The sequence below is a fragment of the Ancylobacter sp. genome (assembly GCF_965229075.1).
Classification (GTDB): domain Bacteria; phylum Pseudomonadota; class Alphaproteobacteria; order Rhizobiales; family Xanthobacteraceae; genus Ancylobacter.
The window spans coordinates 1,087,385-1,113,397 of record NZ_CBDDIO010000001.1; the positions used below are offsets into that span (position 1 = coordinate 1,087,385).

A 26,013-nucleotide genomic window follows, 5' to 3' on the forward strand; every position below is an offset into this window, starting at 1 on the left:
GCGGCGCGACCCGAAAGGGCCGCGCCCCTATTCCGCCGCGCTGCGCGGCTTCAGCGGTCGGCGGGCCAGCACCTCGGCGAGAAACCGGCCGGTATGGCTCCGGTCAGTCTTGGCAATCACTTCCGGCGGCCCGGCCGCAACGATCTCGCCGCCGCCATCGCCACCTTCCGGGCCGAGGTCGATCACCCAGTCAGCGGTCTTGATGACTTCGAGATTGTGCTCGATCACGACGACCGTGTTGCCCTGCTCGACCAGCTCGTGCAGCACTTCCAGCAGCTTCGCCACATCATGGAAATGCAGGCCGGTAGTCGGCTCGTCGAGGATGTAGAGCGTGCGCCCGGTGGCGCGCTTGGACAGCTCCTTGGAGAGCTTCACCCTCTGCGCCTCACCGCCGGACAGGGTATTGGCCTGCTGGCCGACATGGATATAGCCGAGGCCGACGCGGGCGAGCGTTTCCAGCTTGTCGCGCACCGCCGGCACCGCCTTGAAGAACTCCGCCCCCTCGTCGACGGTCATGTCGAGCACGTCGGCGATGGATTTGTTCTTGAAGGTAACTTCCAGCGTCTCGCGGTTGTAGCGCTTGCCTTTGCAGACATCGCAGGTGACGTAGACATCGGGCAGAAAGTGCATCTCGATCTTGATGACACCGTCGCCCTGGCACGCCTCGCAGCGGCCGCCCTTGACGTTGAACGAGAAGCGCCCCGGCCCATAGCCGCGCGCTTTCGCTTCCGGCAGGCCGGAGAACCATTCCCGAATCGGAGTGAAGGCGCCGGTATAGGTTGCGGGGTTCGAGCGCGGGGTGCGGCCGATCGGCGACTGGTCGATGTCGATGACCTTGTCGAGGTGCTCCAGCCCTTCCAGCCCATCATGTGGGGCCGGCGGCTCGGAGGCGCCGTTCAGCCGCCGCGCCACCGCCTTGTAGAGCGTGTCGATCAGCAGGGTTGATTTGCCGCCGCCTGACACGCCGGTAACCGCCGTGAACAGCCCCAGCGGGATCGAGGCGGTGACGTTCTTCAGATTGTTGCCGCGCGCGTTCACCACCCGCAGCATGCGCTTGGGGTTCGGCTTGCGGCGCTTGGGCACCGGCACTGCCAACTCGCCGGTCAGGTACTTGCCGGTGAGCGAGTTCGGGTTGGCGAGGAGTTCCTTCGGCGTCCCTTGCGCCACGATGCGCCCACCATGCACGCCTGCGCCGGGGCCGACATCGACCACATAATCGGCGGCGAGGATGGCGTCCTCGTCATGCTCGACCACGATCACCGTGTTGCCGAGATCGCGCAGCCGCCGCAGCGTGCCGAGCAGGCGCTCATTGTCGCGCTGGTGCAGGCCGATCGACGGCTCGTCCAGCACATAGAGCACGCCGGTGAGGCCCGAGCCGATCTGCGAGGCGAGACGGATGCGCTGGCTCTCGCCGCCGGACAACGTGCCGGAGGCGCGGGCGAGGGTGAGATAATCCAGCCCGACATCCAGCAGGAAGGCGAGGCGCTCGCGAATCTCCTTGAGAATACGCGCGGCGATCTCGTTCTGCTTGTCGGTGAGCTGGCCGGGGAGGGTGGCGAACCATTCCAGCGCGTGGCGCACGGAAAGCTCCGCCGCCGCGCCGATATGCCGGCCGGCGATCTTCACCGCCAACGCCTCGGGCTTCAGCCGGTAGCCATGGCAGGAGGCGCAGGGCACGGCGGAGAAATACTTCCCGATCTCCTCGCGCGCCCAGTCGCTTTCCGTCTCCCGCCAGCGCCGTTCCAGATTGGTGACGATGCCCTCGAAGGTCTTCACCGTCTCATAGGCGCGCATGCCGTCATTATAGACGAAGCGGATGGTCTCGGCCTTCGAGCCGTGCAGAATCACCGCGCGCACATTCTCCGGCAGCTCCGCCCAGGGGGTGGTGAGCTTGACGCCGTAATGGCGGGCGATCGCTTCCAGCGTCTGGCCGTAATAGGGCGAGGTCGATTTCGCCCAAGGCGCGATGGCGCCCTGCTTGAGCGAGCGGGCCGCGTCCGGGACGATGAGGTTCGGGTCGATCTTGCTTTCATGGCCCAGCCCGTCGCAGGTGGGGCAGGCGCCGAACGGATTGTTGAAGGAGAACAGGCGCGGTTCGATTTCGGCAATGGTGAAGCCGGAAACCGGGCAGGCGAATTTTTCCGAGAACACAATGCGGCGGGCGTCGCCGCTCTCTTCCTTCTCGTCGGCGAACTCGATCACCGCGATGCCGTCAGCCAGACCCAGCGCGGTCTCGAACGAATCCGCCAGCCGGCTGGCGATGTCCGGCCGCACGACGAGGCGATCCACCACCACGTCGATATCGTGCTTGAACTTCTTGTCGAGCGACGGCGCGTCGGCGATCTCATGGAATTCGCCGTCGATCTTGACCCGCTGGAACCCCTTTTTCTGGAATTCGGCCAGCTCCTTGCGGTACTCGCCCTTGCGACCCCGGACCACGGGCGCGAGCAGGTAAAGGCGGGTTTTCTCCGGCAGGGCGAGCACCCGGTCGACCATCTGACTGACGGTCTGGCTTTCGATCGGCAATCCGGTGGCCGGCGAATAGGGCACGCCCACGCGCGCCCAGAGCAGGCGCATATAGTCATAAATCTCGGTGACGGTGCCGACCGTCGAGCGCGGATTCTTCGAGGTCGTCTTCTGCTCGATGGAAATGGCTGGCGAGAGGCCGTCGATCTGGTCGACATCCGGCTTCTGCATCATCTCCAGAAACTGGCGCGCATAGGCCGAGAGGCTCTCGACATAGCGGCGCTGACCCTCGGCATAGATGGTGTCGAAGGCTAGAGACGACTTGCCCGATCCGGACAGGCCGGTGAACACCACCAGGCTGTCGCGCGGGATTTCGAGATCGACATTCTTGAGGTTGTGCTCGCGCGCGCCCCGGATCGCAATCGTGCGGGCATCGCGGCGCGGGAGATCCACGCGGTCCTTCATTCCGAACTCTTCTCGCCGGTTTCTACGGGCAGCTACGCCGAACAACAGATTTTGCAGGGCGGCACATTACGGCGACGAGGCCCGCCCGGCGAAGGGATCAGCCCCCGACGCCGTGCAGCGCTGCCAGACCCGCCGCGACAGCAAGTGCGCCGGCTACGGCCAAAAAGGCCCGGCGGATCAACGCCTGCCGCGCCTCTTCAGCACGGATGGCGATGGCACGGGCGCGCGGGGGGCGGCGCATCTGGGTCATGATGGGGACAGGCTCCCTTTTAGAACACAGGGTAAACATAGTCCGGCGCGCGCGCTTCGCAATGTCGACTCAGCACTCTTGCAGCAGCTTAGACACAATGCTAGGAACAGAACAAGAACAATGTTCCTGATCGATGCTTCACTGCGCCGCGTGACCGCAAAGCAGTGGACAATCACAGGCCCCAGGCGCGCGGCCGGGCGCGGGCTGGTCTACTATGCGTTCCCTTTCACGAGCGCGCGCCAGAGCGGGCGTCCGGCAGTTTCGGAGGACAAGATGGCGGGCAGCGTCAACAAGGTGATCCTGATCGGCAATCTCGGCCGCGACCCCGAAGTGCGGACGTTCCAGAATGGCGGACGCGTGTGCAATCTGCGCATCGCGACCTCGGAAACGTGGCGCGACAAGGCCTCGGGCGAGCGTAAGGAGCGCACCGAGTGGCACAGCGTGGTGATTTTCAATGAGAACCTGCTGCGGGTCGCGGAGCAGTATCTGCGCAAGGGTTCCAAGGTCTATATTGAAGGCCAGATCGAGACCCGCAAGGCCACCGACCAGAATGGCGGCGAGCGCTATTTCACCGAAATCGTGCTGAGGCCCTTCCGTGGTGAGCTCACCATTCTCGACAGCCGCGGCAGCGGCGCGGAAGGCGCCAGCGGCGACGACTACAGCGCCGGGAGCAGCGATTTCGGCTCCGGCGGTGGCTATGGCGGCGGTTCGGGCGGCGGACGCTCCTTCGGTGGCGAGCGGCGTCCGGCGCCGGCGAGCGGCGCGGGCGGCGGCAAGTTCGGCGGAGGTTCGGCCGGCGGCTCCGGCGGTGACCTCGACGACGAAATCCCCTTCTAAGTCAGGGCTGCCGCGCTGACGCTGGGCAAAACGCCCACCCGTCAGCGCTTACGTCTATTGGCGCGAGCCGCCTTGCTGTCGCGCGGCTTGCGGAAACCGGCGGGGGTCGACGCTATGGTATGATGCGACACCCGAGGCCCGCGCGCTTCAGGTGAGGAACGACGCCCGAATCCCGTCGATCACGAACTGCACCGCTAGCGCGGTCAGCACCACACCCAGTAGGCGCGAGAGGATGGCGTTGCCGGTGACACCGAGCAGCCTGTCCATCCGACGGGCTGCGAGGAAGACGGCGAGGCAGCTCGCGATCACCAGCGCGGTGATGGTAAACAGCGCCGCGAGCCGTGCCGGGTCGCCATGCGCCTCGCCCGCCAGCAGCAGCATGGCCGTGATGGCGCCGGGGCCTGCCATTAACGGGATGGCGAGAGGAAACACGGCCAGGGTGCGCAGCAGCTTTTCGCGCTGCGCCACTTCCGAGGCATCGAATTTGCGCTCGGTCCGTCGCCCGAACACCATCTCGAAAGAGATCGCGAACAGCAACAGCCCGCCGGCGATGCGGAAGGCGGGCAGGGTGATGCCCAGCGCGGCCAGAAGCGGCGCGCCGACAAGGCCGAACGTGACCAATATCGCCAGCGCAATGGCGGCCGAACGGAGCGCCACCAACCGACGTTCCGTCGCCGTCAGGTCTGATGTCACCGCCAGGAACAGAGGCGCGAGGCCGATCGGGTCGATCACAACCGCCATGGTCACGATTGCCGAGAACATATAGTCGAGCACGTCGCCACCTTCCGCCTTCCGTCATGGCGCCCCGCCGACGGTAGCATCCTATAAGATCGCCCCCGCGCGGGCCTGCCAAGGCCCCTCAAACGACACGGCTTGGCCAGACGCGGCGCCACGCTTTCGCCACCTTCCCGCGGGGTTGTGGAATTGAGCCTGTAAGGCATTGGCAGATAAAGTGTTTTGGCGTCGTCGAAAACGCCACCGTGCTGGCCTTTCCGGGCGGAATCGTCTAAACAGACACACACGTTCCGCAACCACGGAAAGACGATTCCTTGTCCGATTCCGACACGTTCAACCCGGAGGGCGGCGGCCCTTCGGATATCCGGCCCGTCTCGATCACCGAGGAGCTGTCCCGCAGCTATCTCGACTATGCGATGAGCGTCATCGTCTCCCGCGCGCTCCCCGACGTGCGCGACGGTCTGAAGCCGGTGCATCGCCGCATCCTGTTCTCCATGCGCGAGAACAACTACACGCCCGAGCGTCCCTACAATAAATCGGCGCGTGTGACCGGCGATACGATGGGCAAGTACCATCCGCACGGCAACCAGGCGATCTATGACGCGCTGGTGCGCCTGGCGCAGGACTTCTCGATGCGCCTGCCGCTGATCGACGGCCAGGGCAATTTCGGTTCCGTCGATGGCGACCCGCCGGCGGCCGAGCGCTACACCGAGGTCCGGCTCGCTAAGCCGGCAATGAACCTGCTGGACGATCTCGACAAGGACACGGTCGATTTCCAGGACAATTACGACGGCCGCGAGCAGGAGCCGACGGTCCTGCCGGCCCGCTTCCCCAATCTTCTGGTCAACGGTGCCGGCGGCATCGCGGTTGGCATGGCGACCAATATTCCCCCGCACAATCTTGGTGAGGTGGTGGATGCGTGCGTTGCGCTGATCGACGATCCCTCGCTCGATGTGGAGCGGCTGCTCGACTATATTCAGGGGCCGGACTTCCCCACTGGCGCGCTCATTCTTGGACGCAGCGGCATACGCCAGGCCTATCTCACCGGCCGTGGCTCCATCGTCATGCGTTCGCGCGCGACGATCGAGGAAATCCGCAAGGACCGCGACGCCATCATCGTCACCGAAATTCCCTATCAGGTGAACAAGGCGACGATGATCGAGCGCATCGCCGAGCTGGTGCGCGAGAAGCGGCTGGAGGGCATCGCCGAGATTCGCGACGAATCCTCCCGCGAAGGCATGCGGGTGGTGTTCGAGATCAAGCGCGACGCCCAGGCGGATGTCGTGCTCAATAATCTCTACCGCATGACCGCGCTGCAGACGTCCTTCGGCGCCAATATGGTGGCGCTGAACGGCGGCAAGCCGGCGTTGATGAACCTGCTGGACCTGCTGACCGCCTTCGTCGCCTTCCGCGAGGACGTGGTCAGCCGGCGGACCAAGTTCCTGCTGCGCAAGGCCCGCGACCGTGCGCATGTGCTGGTCGGCCTCGCCATTGCCGTCGCCAATATTGACGAGATCATCCACACCATCCGCACCTCGCCCGATCCCGCTTCGGCGCGCGAAGCGCTGATGACACGGCATTGGCCGGCGATGGATGTTGCCCCGCTGATCGCGCTGATCGACGATCCCCGTCACCGTCTCGCCGAGGACGGCACCTATCGCCTCTCCGCCGAGCAGGCGCGCGCGATCCTCGATCTGCGCCTGCAGCGCCTCACCGCGCTGGGACGCGACGAGGTGGCGGACGAGCTCGACAAGATCGCGGTGGAGATTCGGGAATATCTCGACATTCTCGCCAGCCGCGAGCGCATCCGCGGCATCGTCAAGGATGAATTGCTGGCGGTGAAGGCGGAATTCGGCACACCGCGCAAGACCGAGATCACCGAAGCCGAGGGCGATTTCGAGGACGAGGATCTGATCGCCCGCGAAGACATGGTCGTCACGGTTTCCCATGCCGGCTATGTGAAGCGTGTGCCGCTGTCGACCTATCGCGCGCAGCGGCGCGGCGGCAAGGGCCGCTCGGCGATGCAGACCAAGGACGAAGATTTCGTCACCCGTCTCTTTGTTGCCTCGACCCATGCGCCGGTGCTGTTCTTCTCGTCCAAGGGGCAGGTCTACAAGCTGAAGGTCTGGCGCCTGCCCATGTCGGCGCCGCAGTCGCGCGGCAAGGCTCTGGTGAACATTCTGCCGCTCACTGAGGGCGAGCGCATCACCTCGATCATGGCGCTGCCGGACGAGGAGGCGTGGAGCCGGCTTCAGATCATGTTCGCCACCAATTCCGGCACGGTGCGGCGGAACGAGCTGTCCGATTTCACCAATGTGAACCGCAACGGCAAGATCGCGATGAAGCTGGAAGTCGGCGAGTCCATCGCCGGCGTGCAGCTCTGCACCGAGGCCGATGACGTGCTGCTGACTAGCGCCAATGGCCAGTGCATCCGCTTCCCCGTCACCGAGGTTCGCGTCTTCAAGGGGCGCGATTCCATGGGCGTGCGCGGTATCCAGCTGGAAGAAGGCGATCGGCTCATTTCCATGGCCATTATTCGCCATGTCGAGGCGACGGCGGAAGAGCGCGCCGCCTATATCAAGCTCGCCAACGCCATCCGCCGCAGCCAGAACGGCGTGGAGGCGAATGGCGAGGAGGGCGAGATCGTTGAGGCCGAGATCGTCGAGCCGGACGCGGAAGAGGCCGTTTCCGGGCCGGCGGATATCGACCAAGCGCGCTATGTCGCCATGGGCGCGGCTGAGCAGTTCATTCTGACGCTCTCGGAGAATGGCTACGGCAAGCGCACCTCGTCCTACGAGTACCGGACCACGCGGCGCGGCGGTAAGGGCATTGTCGCCATGGCGGTCAATGACCGCAACGGCCCATTGGTCGCCTCCTTCCCCGTGGAGGACGCCGATCAGATCATGCTCGTCACCGACGGTGGCCAGCTCATCCGCTGCCCCGTCAACGGCATCCGCACCGTGGGGCGTGGCAGCCAAGGCGTGATCGTGTTCGACACGGCGGAGGACGAGAAGGTCGTTTCCGTCGAGCGCGTCACGGAGGAAGAAGGCGACGAGGCGCTGGGCGGCGAGGCGGCGGGCGAAGACGCAGCGAGCTGAGCCAAGGCCATGATGAGAACACGGAACGGCGCCAGAAGGCGCCGTTCTTGTTTCCACGCCTCATATCGTGACCCATCCGAGTGTCATCGCCCATGCGCCCCCTTATCCTCCTTGTCGCGCTTGCCTTCATGGTGATCAGCGCTGGAGTCGCGCGCGCCGACAGTGTCGGCTTTCGCCGACTGAGCCTCGTTGAGATGCCGGAGCGCCCGCTGGAAGCGGCGGTCTGGTATCCGACATCGGCGTCGGGCCCTGAGACATTGATCGGCGACAACGCGGCATTGGTGGGCGAATCCGTCATCGTCGACGCCGCCCCGGCCGCTGGCCGCCACCGTCTCGTGGTGCTCTCGCATGGCTTTGGCGGTAATCTCGGTAACCAAGCCTGGCTGGCGGTCACGCTTGCGCGGCATGGCTATGTCGTCGCGGCGGTGAATCATCCCGGCACCACCAGCCGCAACCTCAGGCCCGATACTGGCGCACGACTATGGGAACGGCCGCGCGATCTGTCCCGGCTGATCGACCGGATCACCCGCGACCCCGCCTTCGGTGCGGATGCCGACAAGGTCGGCGTCATCGGCCATTCTCTCGGCGGCTGGACGGCAATGGCTCTCGCTGGCGCGCATTTCGATCCGGTCCGTTTCGCGGCGGACTGCGAGGTTCATGCCCAGCTCGCGGCCTGCGAGATATTTGGTCGGCTTGACGCGGGAAGCACGGCCGAGGCGCGCGCGCTGCTGGCCGGTGATCTCGCCGACCGGCGCGTCGGTGCGGCGGTAGCGCTCGATCTCGGGCTGGCGCGCGGCTTCACGCCGGAGAGCCTTGCCGCCTTGAAGGTGCCCGTGCTGGTGATGTCGGCGGGCGAGGGCGACGCGCAGGTGCCCGCCGCCCTGGAGTCGCGTTATCTCGCCGCTCATCTCCCTTTCGGCCTGGGACGCTATATCGCCTTGGAGGGCGCGACGCATTTCACCTTCCTGCCCCTCTGCAAGCCGGGGGCGGTCGCTTTGCTGGAGGCGGAGAAGCAGGGCGATGGTCCGGTCTGCCAAAACGGCACCGCCGCGGAGGGGCGCGCTGCCCTCCACGCGCAGGTGGCCGACGCCGTACTGCATTTTCTCGATACCGAGCTCGTCGCCCCCTGAGCGGAGGCGACACAGTCACCGGTGGCGAGGTGGAAACCACCGCGGCTTGCGTCCGGGCCGCGAGACCGCTAACCCTTGCCGCGCACCGAGAGGCCCGAGATGAGCGCCATGCGCACCGCCTTCTACCCCGGCTCCTTCGACCCGCCGACCAACGGCCATGTCGAGGTCGCGCGTGCCGCCGCGCGGCTGGTGGACCGGCTGGTGGTGGGCGTCGGCATCCATCCCGGCAAGGCGCCGCTCTTCGCGCCGGCCGAGAGGCTGGAGATGTTGAGCGAGGTGTTTGCGCCCATCGCCCGCGAGGAGGGCGCCCGGCTCGACTGCGTCACCTTCGATACGCTCGTCGTCGATGCCGCCGAGGCCCATGGCGCCAGCCTCCTCATCCGCGGCCTGCGCGACGGCACCGATCTCGACTATGAAATGCAGATGGCCGGAATGAACGCGACGCTGAAACCCGGCGTGCAGACCGTTTTCCTGCCGGCCTCTCCCATTGCCCGCCCCATCACCGCCACGCTGGTGCGGCAGATCGCAGCCATGGGTGGGGATGTTTCCGCCTTCGTGCCCGGTCCCGTTCTCGTCCGCCTGCGCGGTCGGTTCGGGCGCGGGGCCTAGCGGCGGGCGGTCCCCGCCATCGCTCAACGGAGTTCATGCCCATGATCCGACGCCTTCTCGCTGCCTTCTCCGTCGCCTGCGCGCTGGCCATGGTCGCCGCCGCTCCGGCCTCGGCGCAGGCGCCCAAGCTGCCGCCGAATGTCGACCCGCAGAACGCCATCATCATGCAGACCACCAAGGGCCCTGTGGTGTTCGTGCTGCGCCCGGATATCGCCCCCCAGCACGCCGAGCGCATCAAAACGCTGGCGCGCGAAGGCTACTATGACAACGTGCCGTTCCATCGCGTCATCGAAGGCTTCATGGCGCAGACGGGCGATGGCCAATATGGCAACGGCACCGGCGGCTCGCGCTATCCGAACCTTCCGGCCGAGTTCTCCAACGTGCCGTTCAAGCGCGGCACCGTCGGCATGGCACGCGCCTCCAGCCCGAACAGCGCCAACTCGCAGTTCTTCATCACCTTCGGCGATGCGCCCTTCCTCAACGGCCAGTACACCGTGATCGGCCAGGTCGTGTCCGGCATGGAGAACGTCGACAAGCTCAAGCGCGGCGAGCCGGTGCAGAACCCCGACAAGATCATCTCGATGAAGGTGGCTGCGGACGTCAAGTGACGCCGTCAACCTTCCAATAAAGGAGAGACACATGACCGACACCGCTGAAACCACGCTGCTGCTCGAAACGACGCAGGGGCCGGTCAAGATCCGCTTCCGCCCGGACCTCGCGCCCGGCCATGTCGCGCGCATCAGCGAACTCGCCAAGCAGGGCTTCTACGACGGCGTGGTCTTCCACCGCGTCATCGACGGCTTCATGGCCCAGACCGGCGATCCCACCGGCACCGGCCGCGGCGGCTCGGGCAAGAATCTGAAGGCTGAATTCAACAAGGGACGCCATGTGCGCGGCACCGCCTCCATGGCCCGCGCCCAGCACCCGGATTCCGCCGACAGCCAGTTCTTCATCTGCTTCGCCGATGCCGGCTTCCTCGATGGGCAGTACACCGTGTGGGGTGAGGTGATCGAAGGCATGGAGAATGTCGACAAGATCAAGCGCGGCGAGCCGGTGCAGAACCCGGACAAGATCGTCAAGGCGACCCTTTCCGCCTGATCACCGCGACGTTGAGGCATAACGCTGTCCCGGATGCGCGTGAGCGCGTCCGGGATCGCCTTTTGTAAGAGCCGGGCCTTCCATGCGTGTCGACCTGTTCGATTTCGATCTGCCGCCCGAGAGCATAGCGCTGCGGCCCGTCTCGCCGCGCGATGCGGCGCGGCTGCTCGTTGTGCGCGCCGGCGCGGACCCGGAACTGACCGACGCGCAGGTGCGCGATCTGCCGGAACTGCTGGCACCCGGCGACGCACTCGTCGTCAACGACACCCGCGTGCTGCCGGCACGTCTCGACGGCATCCGCCGCCGTGCCACCTCACAGGGCGAAGGGGTGCAGGTCGAAGCCATGCTGCATAAGCGCCTCGGCCCGGACAGGTGGCTGGCGCTCGCGCGTCCCGGCAAGCGGCTGGCGCCCGGCGACACCATAGAGTTCACCGCCGCTGACGGTAACACCACTCTCGCCGCCCGCATTGAGGCGAAAGGCGAGGGGGGCGAGGTCACCGTTCGCTTCGCGGCCGCCGGTCCGGCGCTCGATGCCGCTATCGCCGCCATCGGACATATCCCGCTGCCGCCCTACATCGCCGCGAAACGCGCCGACGACGCGCAGGACCGGGCCGACTACCAGACCATGTTCGCCGCCCATGAGGGTTCGGTCGCCGCGCCGACAGCGGGGCTGCACTTCACCCCCGAGTTGATCGAGCGGTTGGCCTCGCGCGGCGTCGAGACCCATCGCGTCACCCTTCATGTCGGCGCTGGGACCTTTCTTCCTGTCAAAGCCGACGACACGGCCGACCATCGGATGCATGCCGAATGGGGCGAGGTTTCTCCCACAACTGCGGCCGCGCTGAACGCGGTGCGGGCGCGGGGCGGCAAGGTCGTCACCGTCGGCACCACGGCCACCCGCCTGATCGAGAGTGCCGCCTCGCAAGAGGGAGTTCTCAGCGCCTGGCGCGGTGAAACGGATATCTTCATCACCCCCGGCACACGCTTCCGCTTCATCGACGGGATGCTGACCAATTTTCACCTGCCGCGTTCGACGCTGGTGATGCTGGTCGCGGCGTTCATTGGTCATGAGACGCAGAAACGCGCCTATGCCCACGCCATCGCCAGCGGCTACCGCTTCTATTCCTATGGCGATGCCTGCCTTTTGCTGCCACAAGCCCGGCCATGACCCATCTCGACACGTCTGATCCGACCGATTTCCACTATCGCCTGCACGCCACCGACGGTGCCGCCCGGCTCGGCGAGGTGGTGACGCCGCGCGGTGTGGTGCGCACGCCCGCCTTCATGCCAGTGGGAACCGCCGGTACTGTGAAAGGTATGTATCCCGAGCAGGTGCGCGAGCTCGGTGCCGACATCCTGCTCGGCAACACCTATCACCTGATGCTGCGCCCCGGCGCCGAGCGCGTCGCCCGGCTCGGCGGGCTGCATGAGATGATGCGCTGGCCGCATCCCATCCTCACCGATTCCGGTGGCTTCCAGGTCATGTCGCTGGCAGGGCTGCGGAAGATGAGCGAGAAGGGCGTCACCTTCCGCTCGCATATCGACGGCGCCTATCACGAGCTGACGCCTGAGCGTTCGATCGAAATTCAGGGGCTGCTGGGTGCGGATATCCAGATGCAACTGGATGAATGCGTCCGGCTCCCGGCCTCGAAGGACGAGATTGCCCGCGCCCTGCGCCTGTCGCTGCGCTGGGCGGAGCGCTCGAAGAAGGCTTTCGAGGCACAGCCGAAGGGCCGGGCGCTGTTTGGCATCGTGCAGGGCGGCGACGACACGGAGTTGCGGATCGAATCGGCGCGGGGCCTGATCGACATTGACTTCCCCGGCTATTCCATCGGCGGCCTCGCGGTCGGCGAACCGCAGGATGTGATGCTGGCGATGCTGGAGGTGGTGACGCCCATACTGCCAGCGGAAAAGCCGCGTTATCTCATGGGCGTCGGCACGCCGGACGACATCATCGAAAGCGTGGCGCGCGGCGTCGACATGTTCGACTGTGTGATGCCAACCCGCGCCGGGCGGCATGCGCAGGCCTTCACCCGCTTCGGCAAGATCAACCTGAAGAATGCCCGCCACGCCGAGGACCCTCGCCCGTTGGACGAAGAGAGTGACTGCCCGGCGGCGCGGGACTATTCGCGCGCCTATCTGCATCACCTCGTGCGCTGCGACGAGATGCTGGGCTCCATGCTGCTCACCTGGGTGAACCTCGCCTATTACCAGAGCCTGATGGCCGGCATCCGCGCCGCCATCGCCGAAGGCCGGTTCGAGGCGTTCAAGGCCGAGGTGAAAGAGGGGTGGGCGCGCGGGGATATTCCGGCGCGCTGACGGCACTCAGCGATCAGCACATGCCACCGGGACGTGCTCAGGCAACACGCGTGAGCCCCAAGGGGATTTCGAAAGTCATCCCGGTACGAAGTCTCACTTCGGCCGGGATGACCACTCTATACGTGCTCAGAACACGTGTGATCAGGCCAACTTGGCCGCAATGGTGGCGACGTGCTTGCCTTGGAAGCGGGCACCGGCCAGCTCGACCTCGGAAGGCTGACGCGAACCGTCGCCATTGGCGATCGTCGACGCGCCATAGGGCGAGCCGCCCTTGATCTCATCAACACCCATCTGGCCCTGGAAGGCGTAGGGCAGGCCAACCACCACCATGCCATGGTGCAGCAGGGTGGGCACGAATCCGAGAATGGTGGATTCCTGTCCGCCGTGCTGGGTGGCGGAGGAGGTGAACACCGAACCGACCTTGCCCACCAGCGCGCCGGTGAACCACAGTCCGCCGGTCTGGTCGATAAAGCTGCGCATCTGCGAGGCGACCGTGCCGAAGCGGGTCGGGGCGCCGAAAATGATGGCATCGTAGTCTTTGAGTTCGTCCACCGTGGCGACCGGCGCCTTCTGGTCGAGCTTGAAGTGGTTCTGCCGGGCGATCTCCTCCGGCACCGTCTCCGGCACCCGCTTCACCACCGCCTCGGCGCCCGCCTCACGAACGCCTTCGGCAACGGCTTCCGCCATCGTCTCGATGTGACCGTAGGTCGAATAATACAGCACCAGAACTTTGGCCATGTGTCGTCTCCTTGCCCCAGGGAGGGCCGGCGGCCCTCCCGAATGTCATGGCTGCACGCTAATCGTGCCAAAGCCGCACCGGAAGCGGCATGATCGACGTGTCGCTCTTGCATGCGTGCAATATGAAACATTTGGCGCGGTCATCAGGCTCTTGATAGGTGCCGCCGCGACGCGCCGTCCGCTTGCCATCGCGGTGCGAAACCCTTAAGTCCGCTTTTCGTGGGGGCCCGTAGCTCAGCTGGTTAGAGCGCGTGACTTTTAATCATGAGGTCCTGGGTTCGAGTCCCAGCGGGCTCACCACGCGCAAAGGCATATTCTGGAAGCCGTTTCCGTAGCAGGAGTTGAGATGTCCTACGCACCGTTTCTCCCGGCCTCGGTTTTCGCTCTTGCCCTGGGGGCGGCGCAGCCGGCTCTCGCGGCCGGCGCTTTCGAGTGCCCGAAGAGCACGCTCGAAGCCGCGCAGGCGGCGACGATCAAGTCCGTGCTGCCCACGGGCGATGGGCTCGACAAGCCGGAGGCGCTGGATGCGGCGGTGGATGGTCTGCGCGCCGCCGGCTTTTCCTCCGGCCTGATCATCGACGGCGTCATTACGGCCTACTGCCCTACAGTTGCTGCGAAATCCGGCCTCTCCGACGCGCAGAAGACCCAGGCTGTGACGAGCTTCGCCTCGCGTGTCGTGCGCACCGTCTATTCGCTCGACAGCGCCGACGCGGTGATTCTCGACGTTCCCTTCCCGCCGGAAATCCTCAACGCCATCAACACCAAGGCGGCGGCGGCGAAGATTTCGCCGGAAGCCTTCGTGCGCCAGGCGGTCGACGCCGCGCTCAAGTAAGTCCTTGCGCCGGCTCTCTTTTCGGGAGCCGGCGGTCTAGTTTCCGGTGAGGCTTTCCAGCCGCGCGATGACGGTCTGGTGGAACTGGGTCCATCGAGTCGATGCTCGTATGGTCGATGCCCGGCTGGCCGGAAAGATCAATGTTTTCAAGGTCGCCGGTGTAGCCGGGCGACGCCTCGACCGGCTCGCCGAAGCCGTCGGCGGCCCAGAAATTGATCAGAATCGCGACATTCTCCGGCACCGGAGCGGGGTCGGTGGCGTCGAACGTCACCGCGAGATCGACCGCAATCCCCTGATTCTGCAACGTGTTAGCGACATTTATCACCGCGTTTGCGCCGAGCGAGTGGCCGATGAGAATCGTCGGTCCCTCATGGCCTTCGACCTCCCGCCGCTCGATCAGCGTAATCACCTGCTGCGCCTCGTCCCAGCCATAGAGCTCGGCATGGCAGCCCTGCGCCACCAATTCCTGCGCCAGCGCGTCAAGTCCTTGCGAGAACACGCCAAATAGCCCGCGCAGCAGATAGACATGGGTGTCGGCGCGCGACGGCAGCGGCGCAGCGGCGGTCTGGCCATGATGCGGCGCGTGCGCCGAAGTGGCGTGACCAGTGAGTGCGGTGAGGTGGACAGTGAGGCCGACGAGGCCGGTGAGAGTGAACAGACGGCGCGTCAGCTTCATTGGCAAACCCCGGGGCGGAACCAGCGCCGCTAGATAGCCGTGCCTCCGGCGGAATGACCATCCCCCTCGCGCGCCGCTGGCGCTTCCCGCTTGCGAATTTGAAAGCTCAGCATCGCGCCCTGCCGCTCCTGCGCCACCAACTCATGGCCGTCCTGGCGCACGAGATGGGGTATGTCGATGGCGGCCATCGGGTCGGTACACTCGACGACGATCACGGCCCCCACTTGCGCGCGGGCCAGCGCCCGGCGCGTGTGCAGCGCCGGCAGCGGGCATTTCAACCCTTTGAGGTCGAGAAGCAGCGGGGTCTCGTCGGCAATGGGCGCAACCATGGCGCGCGGGTTACGCCGGGACGGCACGGGAGGCAAGCGCTTCCGCCCCGAACCGGCGCAAGCGTGATCGCCGCACCCGCCGGGACGACTTGACGCCGGGGCCGCGAGGGCCGAAGTGCTGGGAAAAGGCGCGGGGAGGCGAGCATGCGGCTGATCGGATTCGCGGGGTGGAGCGGCGCGGGCAAGACGACGCTGCTGGCGCGGCTTATCCCCGTTCTGGTCGGACGCGGGCACCGCGTCTCCACAGTGAAGCACGCGCACCATAATTTCGATGTCGACAAGCCGGGCAAGGATTCCCACACCCACCGCAGCGTGGGCGCGAGCGAGGTGCTGATTTCCTCCGCCAATCGCTGGGCGCTGATGCATGAGCTGCGCGGCGCGCCCGAGCCCGACCTGCCGGAACTCGTCGCGCGCCTGTCGCCGGTCGATCTCGTGCTGGTGGAAGGCTTCAAGCAGGACCACCATCCCAAGATCGAGGTGCATCGCGCGGAACTCGGCAAGCCGTTGCTCTATCCCGATGACCCGTTCATCCTCGGCCTCGCCTCCGACCGGACGGTGCCGGGCTGCCCGCGCCCGGTGATCGACCTCGACGATATCGAGGCCATCGCCGATTTCGCCGATCAGCACGCCGCGCCGGTCGATTCCATCGCCTGGCGCCCGGCGGCTCACAGTGCGGGATAGGCCGTGAGCAAGCGCTCGGCGACCAGGAGGTCGTCGGGCGTGTTGAGGTTGAGGAACGGGTCGAGCGGCGCCGCCGGCCATTCCACCGGCACGGCGCCGACGTCACGCACCCAGCGCATCATCCGCCGCTCGTCCTCCTCCACCAGCAGGCGGCGCAGCGCCGCGCGGGCCGCCACCGGCCACAGCCCGACCACGGGATGCGCGCGCCCGCCGGAGGTCGCGTAGGCCGCTCCCGCTTCCCCGGCGGCGGCGGCCAGACGGGCGGCGAGATCGCGCGGCAGGAACGGGCAGTCGCTCGGCACGGTGAGCAGGTGGCGCGCGCCCGGCACCGCGCCTGCGGCATGGTCAAGCCCGGCGAGCAGGCCGGCCAGCGGACCGGGATGGCCGGGCAGGGTGTCCGCCACCACAGGCAGGTCGAGCCCGAAGCGCGCCGCCGGGCCATTGGCATTGAGCAGCAGCGGGGAGACCTGCGGCGCCAGCCGGGCGGCGATGCGCGCCAGCACCGTCTCGCCGCCGAGCCGCTTCAGCCCCTTGTCGCCACCGCCCATGCGGCGCGACAGGCCGCCGGCGAGGATCAGCCCGGCGGGTCGGGCCGCCTCGCTCATGCGGTGGGCCGGGTGAGCAGATAGGCGCAGCAGGCGACGAAGATGGCGCCGATGATCGCCAGCACCGGCACGGAAAGGCCGATGACGACCAGCAGCACGAAGCTGCCGGCCATGCTGGCGGTGGCGGTCAGCTGCGCCCAGCGCGGCACCACGCCATTCGCGCGCCACGCCACGACGGAGGGGCCGAGGCGAGGATGGGTGAGCAGCCAGCGCTCGAAACGCGGGGAGGAACGGGTGAACAGCCAGGCGGCGAGAATGAGGAACACCGTGCCGGGCATGACGGGCGTGACGAGCCCGATGATCCCCAGCCCGACGCAGACCCAGGCCAGGGCAAACATTGCCCAGCGCACAGGTGCCGCAAGGGAAGAGGTTTTCCGCTCAGGCTCCGTCATGCAGGGGTGCATCATCGCATCGCCAAGTCGTTGGAGCCTCATCCCCTAGTCATTACCCCGCGCTCAGCAGCTTCACCGCCACGTCGCGCTCAAACACATGTAGCAACAGCCGCAGGGCCGCGCCACGTGGGCCCCGAAGATCAGAATCGTTCTTGACGATCTCCAGCGCCTCGGCCCGCGCCGCGACGAGAAGATCGCCATGCACCTCAAGCCGCGCCAGCTTGAAGCCGGGAAAGCCGCTCTGCCGCGTGCCGAGCACGTCGCCCTCGCCGCGCAGCTTCAGATCCTGCTCGGCGAGGAAGAACCCGTCCTCGGAAGAGCGCAGCGCCTCCAGCCGCTGGCGGGCGATCTCCCCCAGCGGGCGGCGGTAGAGCAGCACGCAGGTGGAGGCCTCCGAACCGCGTCCGACGCGGCCACGCAGCTGATGAAGCTGCGCGAGGCCGAAACGTTCCGCATGTTCGATCACGATGATGCTGGCCTCGGGCACATCGACGCCCACCTCGACCACGGTGGTGGCGACGAGAAGCTGCGTTTCCCCAGCGGCGAAGGCGGCCATGGCGGCGTCTTTCTCCGCCCCCTTCATCTTGCCGTGGACGAGGCCGACACGGGCGCCGAAATGCGCCGCGAGATCGGCAAAGCGCGCCTCGGCGGCGGCGAGGTCGGAGGTTTCCGACTCTTCCACCAGCGGGCAGATCCAGTAGGCGCGCCGTCCTTCCGCCAGCGCGCGGCCGAGCCGGGCGACGATCTCGTCGATGCGGTCGGAGGGAATGGCGCGGGTGTCGATGGGCTGGCGGCCGGCAGGCTTCTCGCGCAATTCGCTGGAATCCATGTCGCCGAAATAGGTCAGCACCAGCGTGCGCGGGATCGGCGTCGCGGTCATAACAAGCACATCCACCGCCTCGCCCTTGGCGGCGAGGGCGAGGCGCTGATGCACGCCGAAGCGGTGCTGCTCATCGACGATGGCGAGCGCGAGGTCGTGGAAATCCACCCCCTCCTGAAACAGCGCATGGGTGCCGATGACGAGGTCGATCTCGCCGGCCGCGAGCCGGGCCAGCAGCTCCGCCCGCCCGCGCCCTTTCTCCCGCCCGGTGAGCAGGGCAACGCGAAGCCCCGCCGCTTCCGCCAGCGGGGCGATGGTCTTCATGTGCTGGCGGGCGAGGATTTCCGTCGGCGCCATCAATGCCGCCTGCCGGCCGGCCTCGATGACGGTCGCCGCCGCGAGCAGCGCCACCACGGTTTTCCCTGAGCCGACATCGCCCTGCAGCAGGCGCAGCATGCGGTCCCGCGAGCCGAGATCGGCGCGGATGGCTTTGAGCGCCTCGGTCTGCGACCCCGTGAGCGAGAAGGGCAGGGCCCTGAGAATGCGCGCCGAAAACCGTCCATCGCCAACGCTCGGCCGCCCGGCCTGCTTCACCGTGCTCGCCCGCAGCAGAGCGAGGGCGAGCTGGCCGGCGAGCAGTTCGTCATAGGCAAGGCGCTGCCAGGCGGGACCTTGCGGGCTCGCATCCAGCGTCTCGCGCGGCTGGTGCACTTTGCGCAGCGCATCGAGAAAGCCGATGCCGGGCGGGTCGGCGCGCCATTCCGGCAGCTCCGACACCTGGGTGAACGCGGCTTCGATGGCGCGGCGCAGATGGCCCTGGCCCAGCCCCTCGACGAGGGGATAGAGCGGCTCGATCGGCGGCAGCTTGGCGAGGCCGGCGGCGTCGACCACCCGGTCGGGGTGAACCATCTGCGCCATGCCGTCGTAGAGCGTGACGGTGCCCGAGACCCAGCGCGTCTCGCCGACGGGCAGCAGCCGCTCCATCCAGCTGCGCTCGGCCTTGAAGAAGGCCAGCGTCAGGTCGCCGGTGGCGTCGTGGCCATAGACACGGTAGGGGGCGCGCGAGCCGCGCGGGGTGGGGACATGGCGGTCGACATGGATTTCCACCGTCACCACCGTGTCGGGCACGATTTCCGCCAGTGTCGGGCGGGCGCGGCGGTCGATGGTGGAGGCGGGCAGGTGCAGCAGGAGATCGAGCACGCGCGCGCCCTCCTCCCGCCCCAGCAAGCGGTTGAAGGGCCGGGCCAGCTTCGGGCCGATGCCGGGAAGGCCGGTGATTTCGGCGAAATAGGGATTGAGAAGGTCGGGCCGCATGATGCCGGGAAGGTGGACGATAGGCGCGCGGCGCGCAATCGCTTCCCGGGCGTTCTATCAGCCATGCCGACAAGCCACCTGACAGCGGGCGCCACCCGCGCTAGAACCGGCGCCTCTTGCGCGGCCGCGCTGGCGTCACCGCGAAACCGAGACCTGGACATGACCGGAACCACGCGCTCCAGCGCGGGCCTCGATGCCCGCCGCCGCCGCATCCTCTACCGCTCCTGGCATCGCGGCACCCGCGAGATGGACCTGCTGATGGGCCGCTTCGCCGATGCCTGCATCGGCGAATTGAGCGAGGACGAAGTGGCCGATTTCGAGAAGCTGATCGAGGTCGAGGACCCCGACCTGTTCGGCTGGCTCGGCAGCGGCGTGCCGTCGCCGGATTTCGACACCCCCGTCTTTCACCGCTTCCGCCAGTTCCATCTGTCGGGCGAGGGCCTGCCGCCGATATGAAGACCGCGTTCGCCACCCTGACCTCGAAGCTCGCGCCCGGCCGCACGGTCACGCTCGCCAATGTGCCGGGCGGGATGGAGGGCCTCGTCGTCGCCGATCTCGCCCGCGCGCTGGCGGCGCAGGACAAAGCGCCCTGGCCGACGCTGATGGTGATCTGCCGCGACAGCGAGCGCATGGCGGAGCTGGAGCGGGCGCTCGGCTTCTTCGCGCCGGGCGTGGAGGTGCTGCCCTTCCCGGCCTGGGACTGCCTGCCCTATGACCGCGCCTCCCCCAACAGCGCCATCATCGCCCGCCGCATGACCACGCTGGCGCGGCTCGCCCGGGTGAAGGGGCGCGAGGCCGGCACCATCCTGCTCACCACGGTAAATGCCGCGCTGCAGCGCGTGCCGAGCCGTGCGCTGATCGCCACCCAGTCCTTCTCCGCCGCGCCGGGCAACGCGCTCTCGCTCGACGAGGTGGTGGGCTGGGCGGAGATCAACGGCTTCCAGCGCACCTCCACCGTGCGCGACACCGGCGAATATGCGGTGCGCGGCGGCATTGTCGATCTGTTCCCGCCCGGGCTTCCGGCGCCGGTGCGGCTGGATTTCTTCGGCGACACGCTGGAATCGATCCGCTCCTTCGACCCCGAGACCCAGCGCACTGCCATGCAGATGCGCGCGCTCGATCTGGTGCCGATGAGCGAGGTGCAGCTCACCAGCGAGACGATGAAGCGCTTCCGCATGGCCTATGTCGCCGCCTTCGGCGCGGCGCAGCGCGGCGACATGCTCTATGAGGCGGTGAGCGAGGGCCGGCGCTATCCCGGCATGGAGCACTGGCTGCCGCTGTTCCATGAGGGGCTGGACACGCTGTTCGACTACGCCCCCGACGCGCCCATCGTCATGGAAGCGCAGGACGACGAGGCCGCCGCCTCCCGCCTCGACCAGATCGCCGATTATTACGACGCCCGCCGCCACGGCATGGAGCATGGCGGCGGCACGCCCTACAAGCCGCTGCCGCCGGAGGCGCTCTATCTGACCGCCGAGGAATGGAAGGCCCGGCGCGAGGCGGCGAAGAACGTCGCGCTCTCCGCCTACGCGCTCCCCGAATCGAAGGACGTGATTGACCTCGACGGCCGCCCGGCCCGCTCCTTCGCGCCCGAGCGCGCCGACCCCGAAGCCTCGCTGTTCGAGGTGGCGGCCGCCTATCTGCGCGACCTCGCCAAGAAAAAGCGCACCATCCTCGCCGCCTGGTCGGACGGCTCGCGCGACCGGCTGTCCACCGTGCTCGCCGATCACGGCCTCAAGGGCACGCAGACGGTGGGCTCGCGCGACGCGGCGGAGGCGCTGCCCAAGGGCACCATCGCGCTGGCCGTGCTCGGCATCGAAAGTGGCTTCGAGACCGACAGCCTCGCCATCATCGGCGAGCAGGACATTCTCGGCGACCGGCTGGTGCGCCCGAAGCGCAAGGCGCGCCGGCCGCAGGACGTGATTGCGGAACTCGGCGCGCTCACCGCCGGCGATCTCGTCGTGCATGTCGACCACGGCATCGGCCGCTTCATCGGGCTGAAGACCATCGAGGCGATGGGCGCGCCGCACGACTGCCTCGAAATCCACTATGCGGAAGGCTCCAAGCTGTTCCTGCCGGTGGAGAACCTCGAACTCCTGTCGCGCTACGGCTCGGAGGACACCGAGGCGCAGCTCGACCGGCTGGGCGGTGGCGGCTGGCAGGCGCGCAAGGCGCGGATGAAGAGCCGCATCCGCGAGATGGCGGCCGAGCTGATCAAGGTGGCGGCGCAGCGCCAGACGCAGGAGGCGCCGCGCCTCGTGCCGGCGGCGGGCCTCTATGACGAATTCCGCGCTCGCTTCCCCTATGAGGAGACCGAGGACCAGGAAGCCGCCATCGAGGCGGTGTTCGACGATCTCGGCTCCGGCCACCCGATGGACCGGCTGGTGTGCGGCGATGTCGGCTTCGGCAAGACCGAGGTGGCGCTGCGCGCCGCCTTCGCCGTGGCACTGAACGGCAAGCAGGTGGCGGTGGTGGTGCCGACCACGCTGCTCGCCCGTCAGCATTTCAAGACCTTCTCCGAGCGCTTCAAGGGGCTGCCCGTCGTGGTGCGGCAAGCCTCGCGGCTGGTGACGGGCAAGGAGCTTTCCGACACCAAGAAGGGGCTGGCCGACGGCACGGTGGACATCGTGGTCGGCACCCATGCGTTGCTGGGCAAGACGATTTCGTTCCGCGATCTCGGCCTCGTCATCGTCGACGAGGAGCAGCATTTCGGCGTCGGCCACAAGGAGCGGCTGAAGCAGATGCGCGCCGAGGTGCATGTGCTGACCCTCACCGCGACGCCCATCCCGCGCACGCTGCAGCTGGCCATGACCGGGGTGCGCGAACTCTCCATCATCGCCTCGCCGCCGGTGGACCGGCTGGCGGTGCGCAGCTTCGTCACCCCGTTCGATCCCTTGATCGTGCGCGAGGCGCTGCTGCGCGAGCGCTACCGCGGCGGGCAGAGCTTCTATGTCTGCCCGCGCATCGAGGACCTCGCCGAGGTGAAGGACTTCCTCGACAAGAGCGTGCCGGAGGTGAAGGTCGCGGTGGCGCATGGCCAGATGGCGGCGACGCAGCTCGAAGAGATCATGTCCGCCTTCTATGACGGGCAGTTCGACGTGCTGCTCTCCACCACCATCGTCGAATCCGGCCTCGATATTCCCACCGCCAACACGCTGATCATACACCGCGCCGACATGTTCGGCCTCGCCCAGCTCTACCAGCTGCGCGGGCGCGTCGGCCGCTCCAAGACGCGCGCCTATGCCATCTTCACCCTGCCGGCGGAAAAGCAGGTGACGGCGCAGGCGGACCGGCGGCTCAAGGTTCTGCAATCGCTCGACACGCTGGGGGCGGGCTTCCAGCTCGCCAGCCACGACCTCGACATTCGCGGCGCCGGCAATCTGCTCGGCGACGAGCAGTCCGGCCATATCAAGGAAGTGGGCTACGAGCTGTATCAGGAGATGCTGGAGGAGGCGATCGCCAACCTCAAGGCCGGCATCACCGCGCCGGCGGCGGACAAGTGGTCGCCCACCATCTCCATCGGCACGCCGGTGCTGATCCCCGAGGACTATGTGACCGACCTGCATGTCCGCCTCAGCCTCTATCGCCGGCTCGCCGACATGGAGACCGACGCCGAGATCGAATCCATGGGCGCGGAAATGGTCGACCGCTTCGGCACGCTGCCGGAAGAGGTGGAGCAGTTGCTCAAGCTGGTGGCGATCAAGGCGCTGTGCCGCCGCGCCAATGTGGAAAAGGTGGATGCCGGCCCGCGCGGCATGGTGCTGACCTTCCGCGACGGGCGCTTCCCCAACCCGGCCGGTTTCATCACCTATGTCGGCAAGCCGCATGTGGTGGCGAAGATGCGCCCGGACGGCAAGGTGGTGTTCTCGGAGGACTGGCCGAGCGCCAATGCGCGGCTGAAGGGCAGCGCCGGTATTCTGAAAGAGCTGGCGAAGATTGCGGAGCAGGGGGCGAAGGCCGCCTGAGAGCGGCCTCGCGGCGAAGGCGGCGTGACGGCCGCCTCGCGCTCACGCCGCGCGCGTCATCCCGGAAGGACCGCGGGTCCTATCCGGGATCGTGGCGGCATTCCGGACGACGATCCCGGCTCTCCGCCTGCGGCTGCGGCCGGGATGACGGTGTTACCCGGCGCGCGGCTTATTCCAGCGGGCTTTCATAGGCGCCGTCGGTGTCGGGCATCACATCGGCATCGACATCCGAGCCCGGGCCGCTGAGGTTTTCATAATTGCCGCCGGCCTGGTCCATATAGTCCTGGCTCTTGTCGGAGCCCGGCTTGTCCGGCAGCGGGCCGTAATCGAGATAATTCGGGTCGTTGATCGGCGGAATGGTGATCTCCAGCCCGCCCTGCGCCGGCTGGTTCGGGTGCACCTCGATCGGCTGCTGCGCCCCGGCGGACAGGGTGCCCGCCACGAGCAGGGCGGCGGAGAGGACGGCGTAACGCATGGACATGGCTCCAGCACTTCATTCCTTCGCGGGTCAACCGGTTCAAGCCGGCCCGCCGCGCGCATTCCGCCCCTAAGGAACAGGTGACGGCCCGGCTGTCCAGCGGTTCATGCGCCGGGCGACGCGGAATTGACCATGCGACAGCGGGCGTCTGGCCGGTTTTCGCTGCCCGGTTCCGCTAGCCCTTGGCCTGCCACCAGCTTTCGGCCAGCGTGCCCTGCAGGGCCAGCGTCTGCGGCCGTTCCACCTTGCGCCAGCGCGCCACCCATTGCCCCGGCGTGTAGAACAGCGGCACGGAGAACTGCGCGGAAATCAGCACCCGGTCGAGCGCGCGCACGGCAGAGACGAAATCCTCCTTGCCCTGGGCCGCCAGCAGCGCCTCGATCATCGCGTCCGCCGCCGGGCTCTTCAGCCCCATGAAGTTGCGCGTGCCGGGCGTGTCGGCGGCGGCGGAGCCGAAATAGAACGCCTGCTCATTGCCGGGGGAGAGCGACTGGTCCCAGATATAGGGCACCATGTCGTAGTCGTAAGTCTGCTTGCGCGCCTCGAACTGCACATTGTCGACGAGGCGGATGTCGAGCCGGACCCCGGCGCGGCGCAGCATGTTCTGATAGGCAAGCGCCAGCCGTTCCTGGTCCTTGGAGCCGACGAGCAGCTCCGGCGCGAAGGGCTGGCCGGTGCTGCGGTTGCTGAGCGTGCCGGCCTTCAAATCCCAGCCCGCGGCGGCGAACAGGTCCAGCGCCTCGCGCAGCCTTGTGCGGTCGCGGCCCGTGCCGTCGGAACGCGGCGCCTGCCAGGTGCCGTCCATGACCGCCGGGAGCACCGCGTCGCCATAGGGGGCGAGCAGCGCCCGCTCGCGCGCATCGGCGGGGCGGCCGAGCGAGGACAGTTCGGAATCGTCGTAGAAGCTGCCATTGCGGCGATAGAGGCCGAAATAGAGGTTCTGATTCGCCCATTCGAAATCGAACAGCGCCACCATCGCCTGCCGCACCCGCAAGTCGGAGAACAGCGGGCGGCGCATGTTGAAGATCAGCGCCGAATAGGGCTTGGGCGTGCCGGTGGCGATCTCTTCGGTAACGATGCGGCCGTCGCGCACGGCGGGAAAATCATAGCCGGTCTTCCAGCGGCCGGGATCGGTTTCGAAGCGTATGTCGTAGAGGCCGCGCTTGAAGGCTTCAAACTGCGCATTCACATCGCGGTAGAAGTCGTAGCGCAGGCTGTCGAAATTGAAATTGCCGCGATTGACCGGCAGCTCCGCGCCCCAATAGGCGGGCGCGCGGGTGAGCAGCACGCTCTCGCCCGGCTTCACCTCGCTGGCGATGTAGGGCCCGCTGCCGAGCGGGGCCTTGAAGCTGGTCTGTTCGAAGGTCGCGGGATCGGTGGCGTGGCGGGCGAGCACCGGCATCAGCGCGAGGATGAGCGGCAATTCGCGGTCGACCACAGCGAAGGTGAAGCGGATGGCGAGCGGGCCGGTGACCTCGGCCTTCGCCACCTTGCCGTAATAGGTGCGGTGGTTCGGCCGCCCCTTCGCGCGCAGCAATTCGTAGGAGAACAGCACGTCGTCGGCCGTCACCGGCGTGCCGTCGGAAAAGCGGGCGCGCGGGTCGATCTCGAAGGCAACATAGGAGCGGGCGGCGTCGGTTTCCACGCTGCGGGCGAGCAGGGCGTAGCAGGTGAACGCCTCGTCCGGGCTGCGCGCCATCAGGCTTTCGACGATATTCCAGCGCACGAAGGGCGGCGCCGTGCCGCGCACAATGAACGGGTTCAGGCTGTCGAAGGCGCCGACCGCGCCCTGCACCAGCCGCCCGCCCTTGGGGGCGTCGGGATTGACGCAGCGGTAATGGGCGAAGCCGGGCGGATAGAGCGGGTCGCCATGCATGGCGAGTCCGTGCCGGGGGCCGGGCGGCGGGGCGCTCTCCTGCGCGCGGGCCGGTACCGCATAGGGGTAGCCCAAGGCCGCGCCGCCGGCGATTAAGACGTTGCGCGCAAAGGCCCGCCGGGTGATACCGCTCACGCATCGGCTCCTGTTCGAGATTCGGGGCGTAGTCGCCCCCCACATCTAGCATGAACCGGACACCGATATGTCCCGGGGTCACTCTGTCGCCTCAATTGCGCTTGAGACAGCCCCACGATCGCGTTATGGCGGCGAGGCGTCCGCTGTTGTCTCTACCCGGTTCGC

Annotated in this window: 23 protein-coding genes and 1 tRNA gene; 13 read left to right on the forward strand and 11 right to left on the reverse strand. The window is 67.3% G+C overall.

Features of this window, described 5'->3' with window-relative positions; translation table 11 throughout:
- Positions 1-27: 27 nt before the first annotated feature.
- A complete protein-coding gene (gene uvrA, locus ACO07Z_RS05410; RefSeq protein WP_421697733.1) occupies positions 28-2,931 on the reverse strand; it encodes an excinuclease ABC subunit UvrA in 2,904 nt (967 codons plus the stop codon).
- A gap of 97 nt (positions 2,932-3,028) precedes the next feature.
- On the reverse strand, positions 3,029-3,181 hold the full coding sequence (locus tag ACO07Z_RS05415; protein ID WP_421697734.1) for a hypothetical protein: 153 nt from the start codon (positions 3,179-3,181) through the stop codon (positions 3,029-3,031).
- Positions 3,182-3,454: 273 nt separating this feature from the next.
- On the opposite strand from ACO07Z_RS05415, the gene ssb reads away from it, so the two are divergent.
- Positions 3,455-4,018: a single-stranded DNA-binding protein gene (ssb, locus tag ACO07Z_RS05420; protein WP_421697888.1), complete on the forward strand. Its 564-nt coding sequence runs from the start codon at positions 3,455-3,457 to the stop codon at positions 4,016-4,018.
- A gap of 147 nt (positions 4,019-4,165) precedes the next feature.
- On the opposite strand, the gene ACO07Z_RS05425 is transcribed toward ssb, so the two are convergent.
- Positions 4,166-4,792 (reverse strand): MarC family protein, encoded by a 627-nt coding sequence (locus ACO07Z_RS05425; protein WP_421697735.1) that lies wholly within the window; start codon positions 4,790-4,792, stop codon positions 4,166-4,168.
- A gap of 275 nt (positions 4,793-5,067) precedes the next feature.
- On the opposite strand from ACO07Z_RS05425, the gene gyrA reads away from it, so the two are divergent.
- The 7 genes from gyrA to tgt all read left to right on the forward strand — a co-directional run bounded on the left by gyrA (position 5,068) and on the right by tgt (position 13,007).
- A complete protein-coding gene (gene gyrA, locus ACO07Z_RS05430; protein WP_421697736.1) occupies positions 5,068-7,851 on the forward strand; it encodes a DNA gyrase subunit A in 2,784 nt (927 codons plus the stop codon).
- 92 nt (positions 7,852-7,943) lie between these two features.
- Positions 7,944-8,981, forward strand: coding sequence for an alpha/beta hydrolase family protein (locus tag ACO07Z_RS05435; RefSeq protein ID WP_421697737.1), 1,038 nt, complete (start codon positions 7,944-7,946; stop codon positions 8,979-8,981).
- A 99-nt stretch (positions 8,982-9,080) separates the two neighbouring features.
- Positions 9,081-9,590: a pantetheine-phosphate adenylyltransferase gene (gene coaD / locus ACO07Z_RS05440; RefSeq protein ID WP_421697738.1), complete on the forward strand. Its 510-nt coding sequence runs from the start codon at positions 9,081-9,083 to the stop codon at positions 9,588-9,590.
- A 41-nt stretch (positions 9,591-9,631) separates the two neighbouring features.
- Complete coding sequence (locus tag ACO07Z_RS05445; protein WP_421697739.1) at positions 9,632-10,198, forward strand: peptidylprolyl isomerase; 567 nt, start codon at positions 9,632-9,634, stop codon at positions 10,196-10,198.
- Between the two features lie 31 nt (positions 10,199-10,229).
- Complete coding sequence (locus ACO07Z_RS05450) at positions 10,230-10,688, forward strand: peptidylprolyl isomerase (protein ID WP_421697740.1); 459 nt, start codon at positions 10,230-10,232, stop codon at positions 10,686-10,688.
- 82 nt (positions 10,689-10,770) lie between these two features.
- Positions 10,771-11,856 (forward strand): tRNA preQ1(34) S-adenosylmethionine ribosyltransferase-isomerase QueA, encoded by a 1,086-nt coding sequence (gene queA / locus ACO07Z_RS05455; protein WP_421697741.1) that lies wholly within the window; start codon positions 10,771-10,773, stop codon positions 11,854-11,856.
- A complete protein-coding gene (gene tgt, locus ACO07Z_RS05460) occupies positions 11,853-13,007 on the forward strand; it encodes a tRNA guanosine(34) transglycosylase Tgt (protein ID WP_421697742.1) in 1,155 nt (384 codons plus the stop codon). The genes queA and tgt overlap by 4 nt, the downstream gene beginning before the upstream one ends.
- Before the next feature lie 141 nt (positions 13,008-13,148).
- Here the strand turns inward: tgt and wrbA are convergent, their stop codons facing one another.
- Positions 13,149-13,745: an NAD(P)H:quinone oxidoreductase type IV gene (wrbA, locus tag ACO07Z_RS05465; protein ID WP_307017549.1), complete on the reverse strand. Its 597-nt coding sequence runs from the start codon at positions 13,743-13,745 to the stop codon at positions 13,149-13,151.
- A 223-nt stretch (positions 13,746-13,968) separates the two neighbouring features.
- Between wrbA and ACO07Z_RS05470 the strand changes: the two genes are divergently transcribed.
- Together ACO07Z_RS05470 and ACO07Z_RS05475 are read left to right on the forward strand one after the other, a co-directional pair.
- A tRNA-Lys gene (locus ACO07Z_RS05470) sits at positions 13,969-14,045 on the forward strand.
- A 46-nt stretch (positions 14,046-14,091) separates the two neighbouring features.
- Positions 14,092-14,577, forward strand: a complete 486-nt coding sequence (locus tag ACO07Z_RS05475; RefSeq protein WP_421697743.1) for a hypothetical protein — start codon at positions 14,092-14,094, stop codon at positions 14,575-14,577.
- Here the strand turns inward: ACO07Z_RS05475 and ACO07Z_RS05480 are convergent.
- Both ACO07Z_RS05480 and ACO07Z_RS05485 read right to left on the reverse strand, forming a co-directional pair.
- On the reverse strand, positions 14,570-15,253 hold the full coding sequence (locus tag ACO07Z_RS05480; protein WP_421697744.1) for an alpha/beta hydrolase: 684 nt from the start codon (positions 15,251-15,253) through the stop codon (positions 14,570-14,572). The genes ACO07Z_RS05475 and ACO07Z_RS05480 overlap by 8 nt on opposite strands.
- Positions 15,254-15,282: 29 nt before the next feature.
- Positions 15,283-15,582, reverse strand: coding sequence for a sulfurtransferase TusA family protein (locus tag ACO07Z_RS05485; RefSeq protein WP_421697745.1), 300 nt, complete (start codon positions 15,580-15,582; stop codon positions 15,283-15,285).
- Between the two features lie 144 nt (positions 15,583-15,726).
- Here ACO07Z_RS05485 and mobB point away from each other — a divergent pair, with 144 nt between their 5' ends.
- Positions 15,727-16,263: a molybdopterin-guanine dinucleotide biosynthesis protein B gene (gene mobB, locus ACO07Z_RS05490; RefSeq protein ID WP_421697746.1), complete on the forward strand. Its 537-nt coding sequence runs from the start codon at positions 15,727-15,729 to the stop codon at positions 16,261-16,263.
- Here mobB and mobA read toward each other — a convergent pair.
- The 3 genes from mobA to recG form a co-directional block, all read right to left on the reverse strand.
- A complete protein-coding gene (gene mobA, locus ACO07Z_RS05495; protein ID WP_421697747.1) occupies positions 16,248-16,868 on the reverse strand; it encodes a molybdenum cofactor guanylyltransferase MobA in 621 nt (206 codons plus the stop codon). The two genes, mobB and mobA, sit on opposite strands and share 16 nt — an antisense overlap.
- Entirely contained in the window at positions 16,865-17,206 is a 342-nt protein-coding gene (locus ACO07Z_RS05500) for a YbaN family protein (RefSeq protein ID WP_421697748.1), read from the reverse strand. The genes mobA and ACO07Z_RS05500 overlap by 4 nt, the downstream gene beginning before the upstream one ends.
- A 106-nt stretch (positions 17,207-17,312) precedes the next feature.
- A complete protein-coding gene (recG, locus tag ACO07Z_RS05505) occupies positions 17,313-19,394 on the reverse strand; it encodes an ATP-dependent DNA helicase RecG (RefSeq protein ID WP_421697749.1) in 2,082 nt (693 codons plus the stop codon).
- Between the two features lie 159 nt (positions 19,395-19,553).
- Between recG and ACO07Z_RS05510 the strand changes: the two genes are divergently transcribed.
- Both ACO07Z_RS05510 and mfd read left to right on the forward strand, forming a co-directional pair.
- Positions 19,554-19,850, forward strand: coding sequence for a succinate dehydrogenase assembly factor 2 (locus ACO07Z_RS05510; RefSeq protein ID WP_421697750.1), 297 nt, complete (start codon positions 19,554-19,556; stop codon positions 19,848-19,850).
- Positions 19,847-23,359, forward strand: coding sequence for a transcription-repair coupling factor (gene mfd, locus ACO07Z_RS05515; RefSeq protein ID WP_421697751.1), 3,513 nt, complete (start codon positions 19,847-19,849; stop codon positions 23,357-23,359). Before ACO07Z_RS05510 ends, mfd begins: the two co-directional genes overlap by 4 nt.
- A gap of 169 nt (positions 23,360-23,528) precedes the next feature.
- On the opposite strand, the gene ACO07Z_RS05520 is transcribed toward mfd, so the two are convergent.
- Positions 23,529-23,834 (reverse strand): hypothetical protein, encoded by a 306-nt coding sequence (locus ACO07Z_RS05520; protein ID WP_421697752.1) that lies wholly within the window; start codon positions 23,832-23,834, stop codon positions 23,529-23,531.
- Between the two features lie 178 nt (positions 23,835-24,012).
- Positions 24,013-25,713, reverse strand: coding sequence for an extracellular solute-binding protein (locus ACO07Z_RS05525; RefSeq protein WP_421697889.1), 1,701 nt, complete (start codon positions 25,711-25,713; stop codon positions 24,013-24,015).
- Positions 25,714-26,013: the final 300 nt, after the last annotated feature.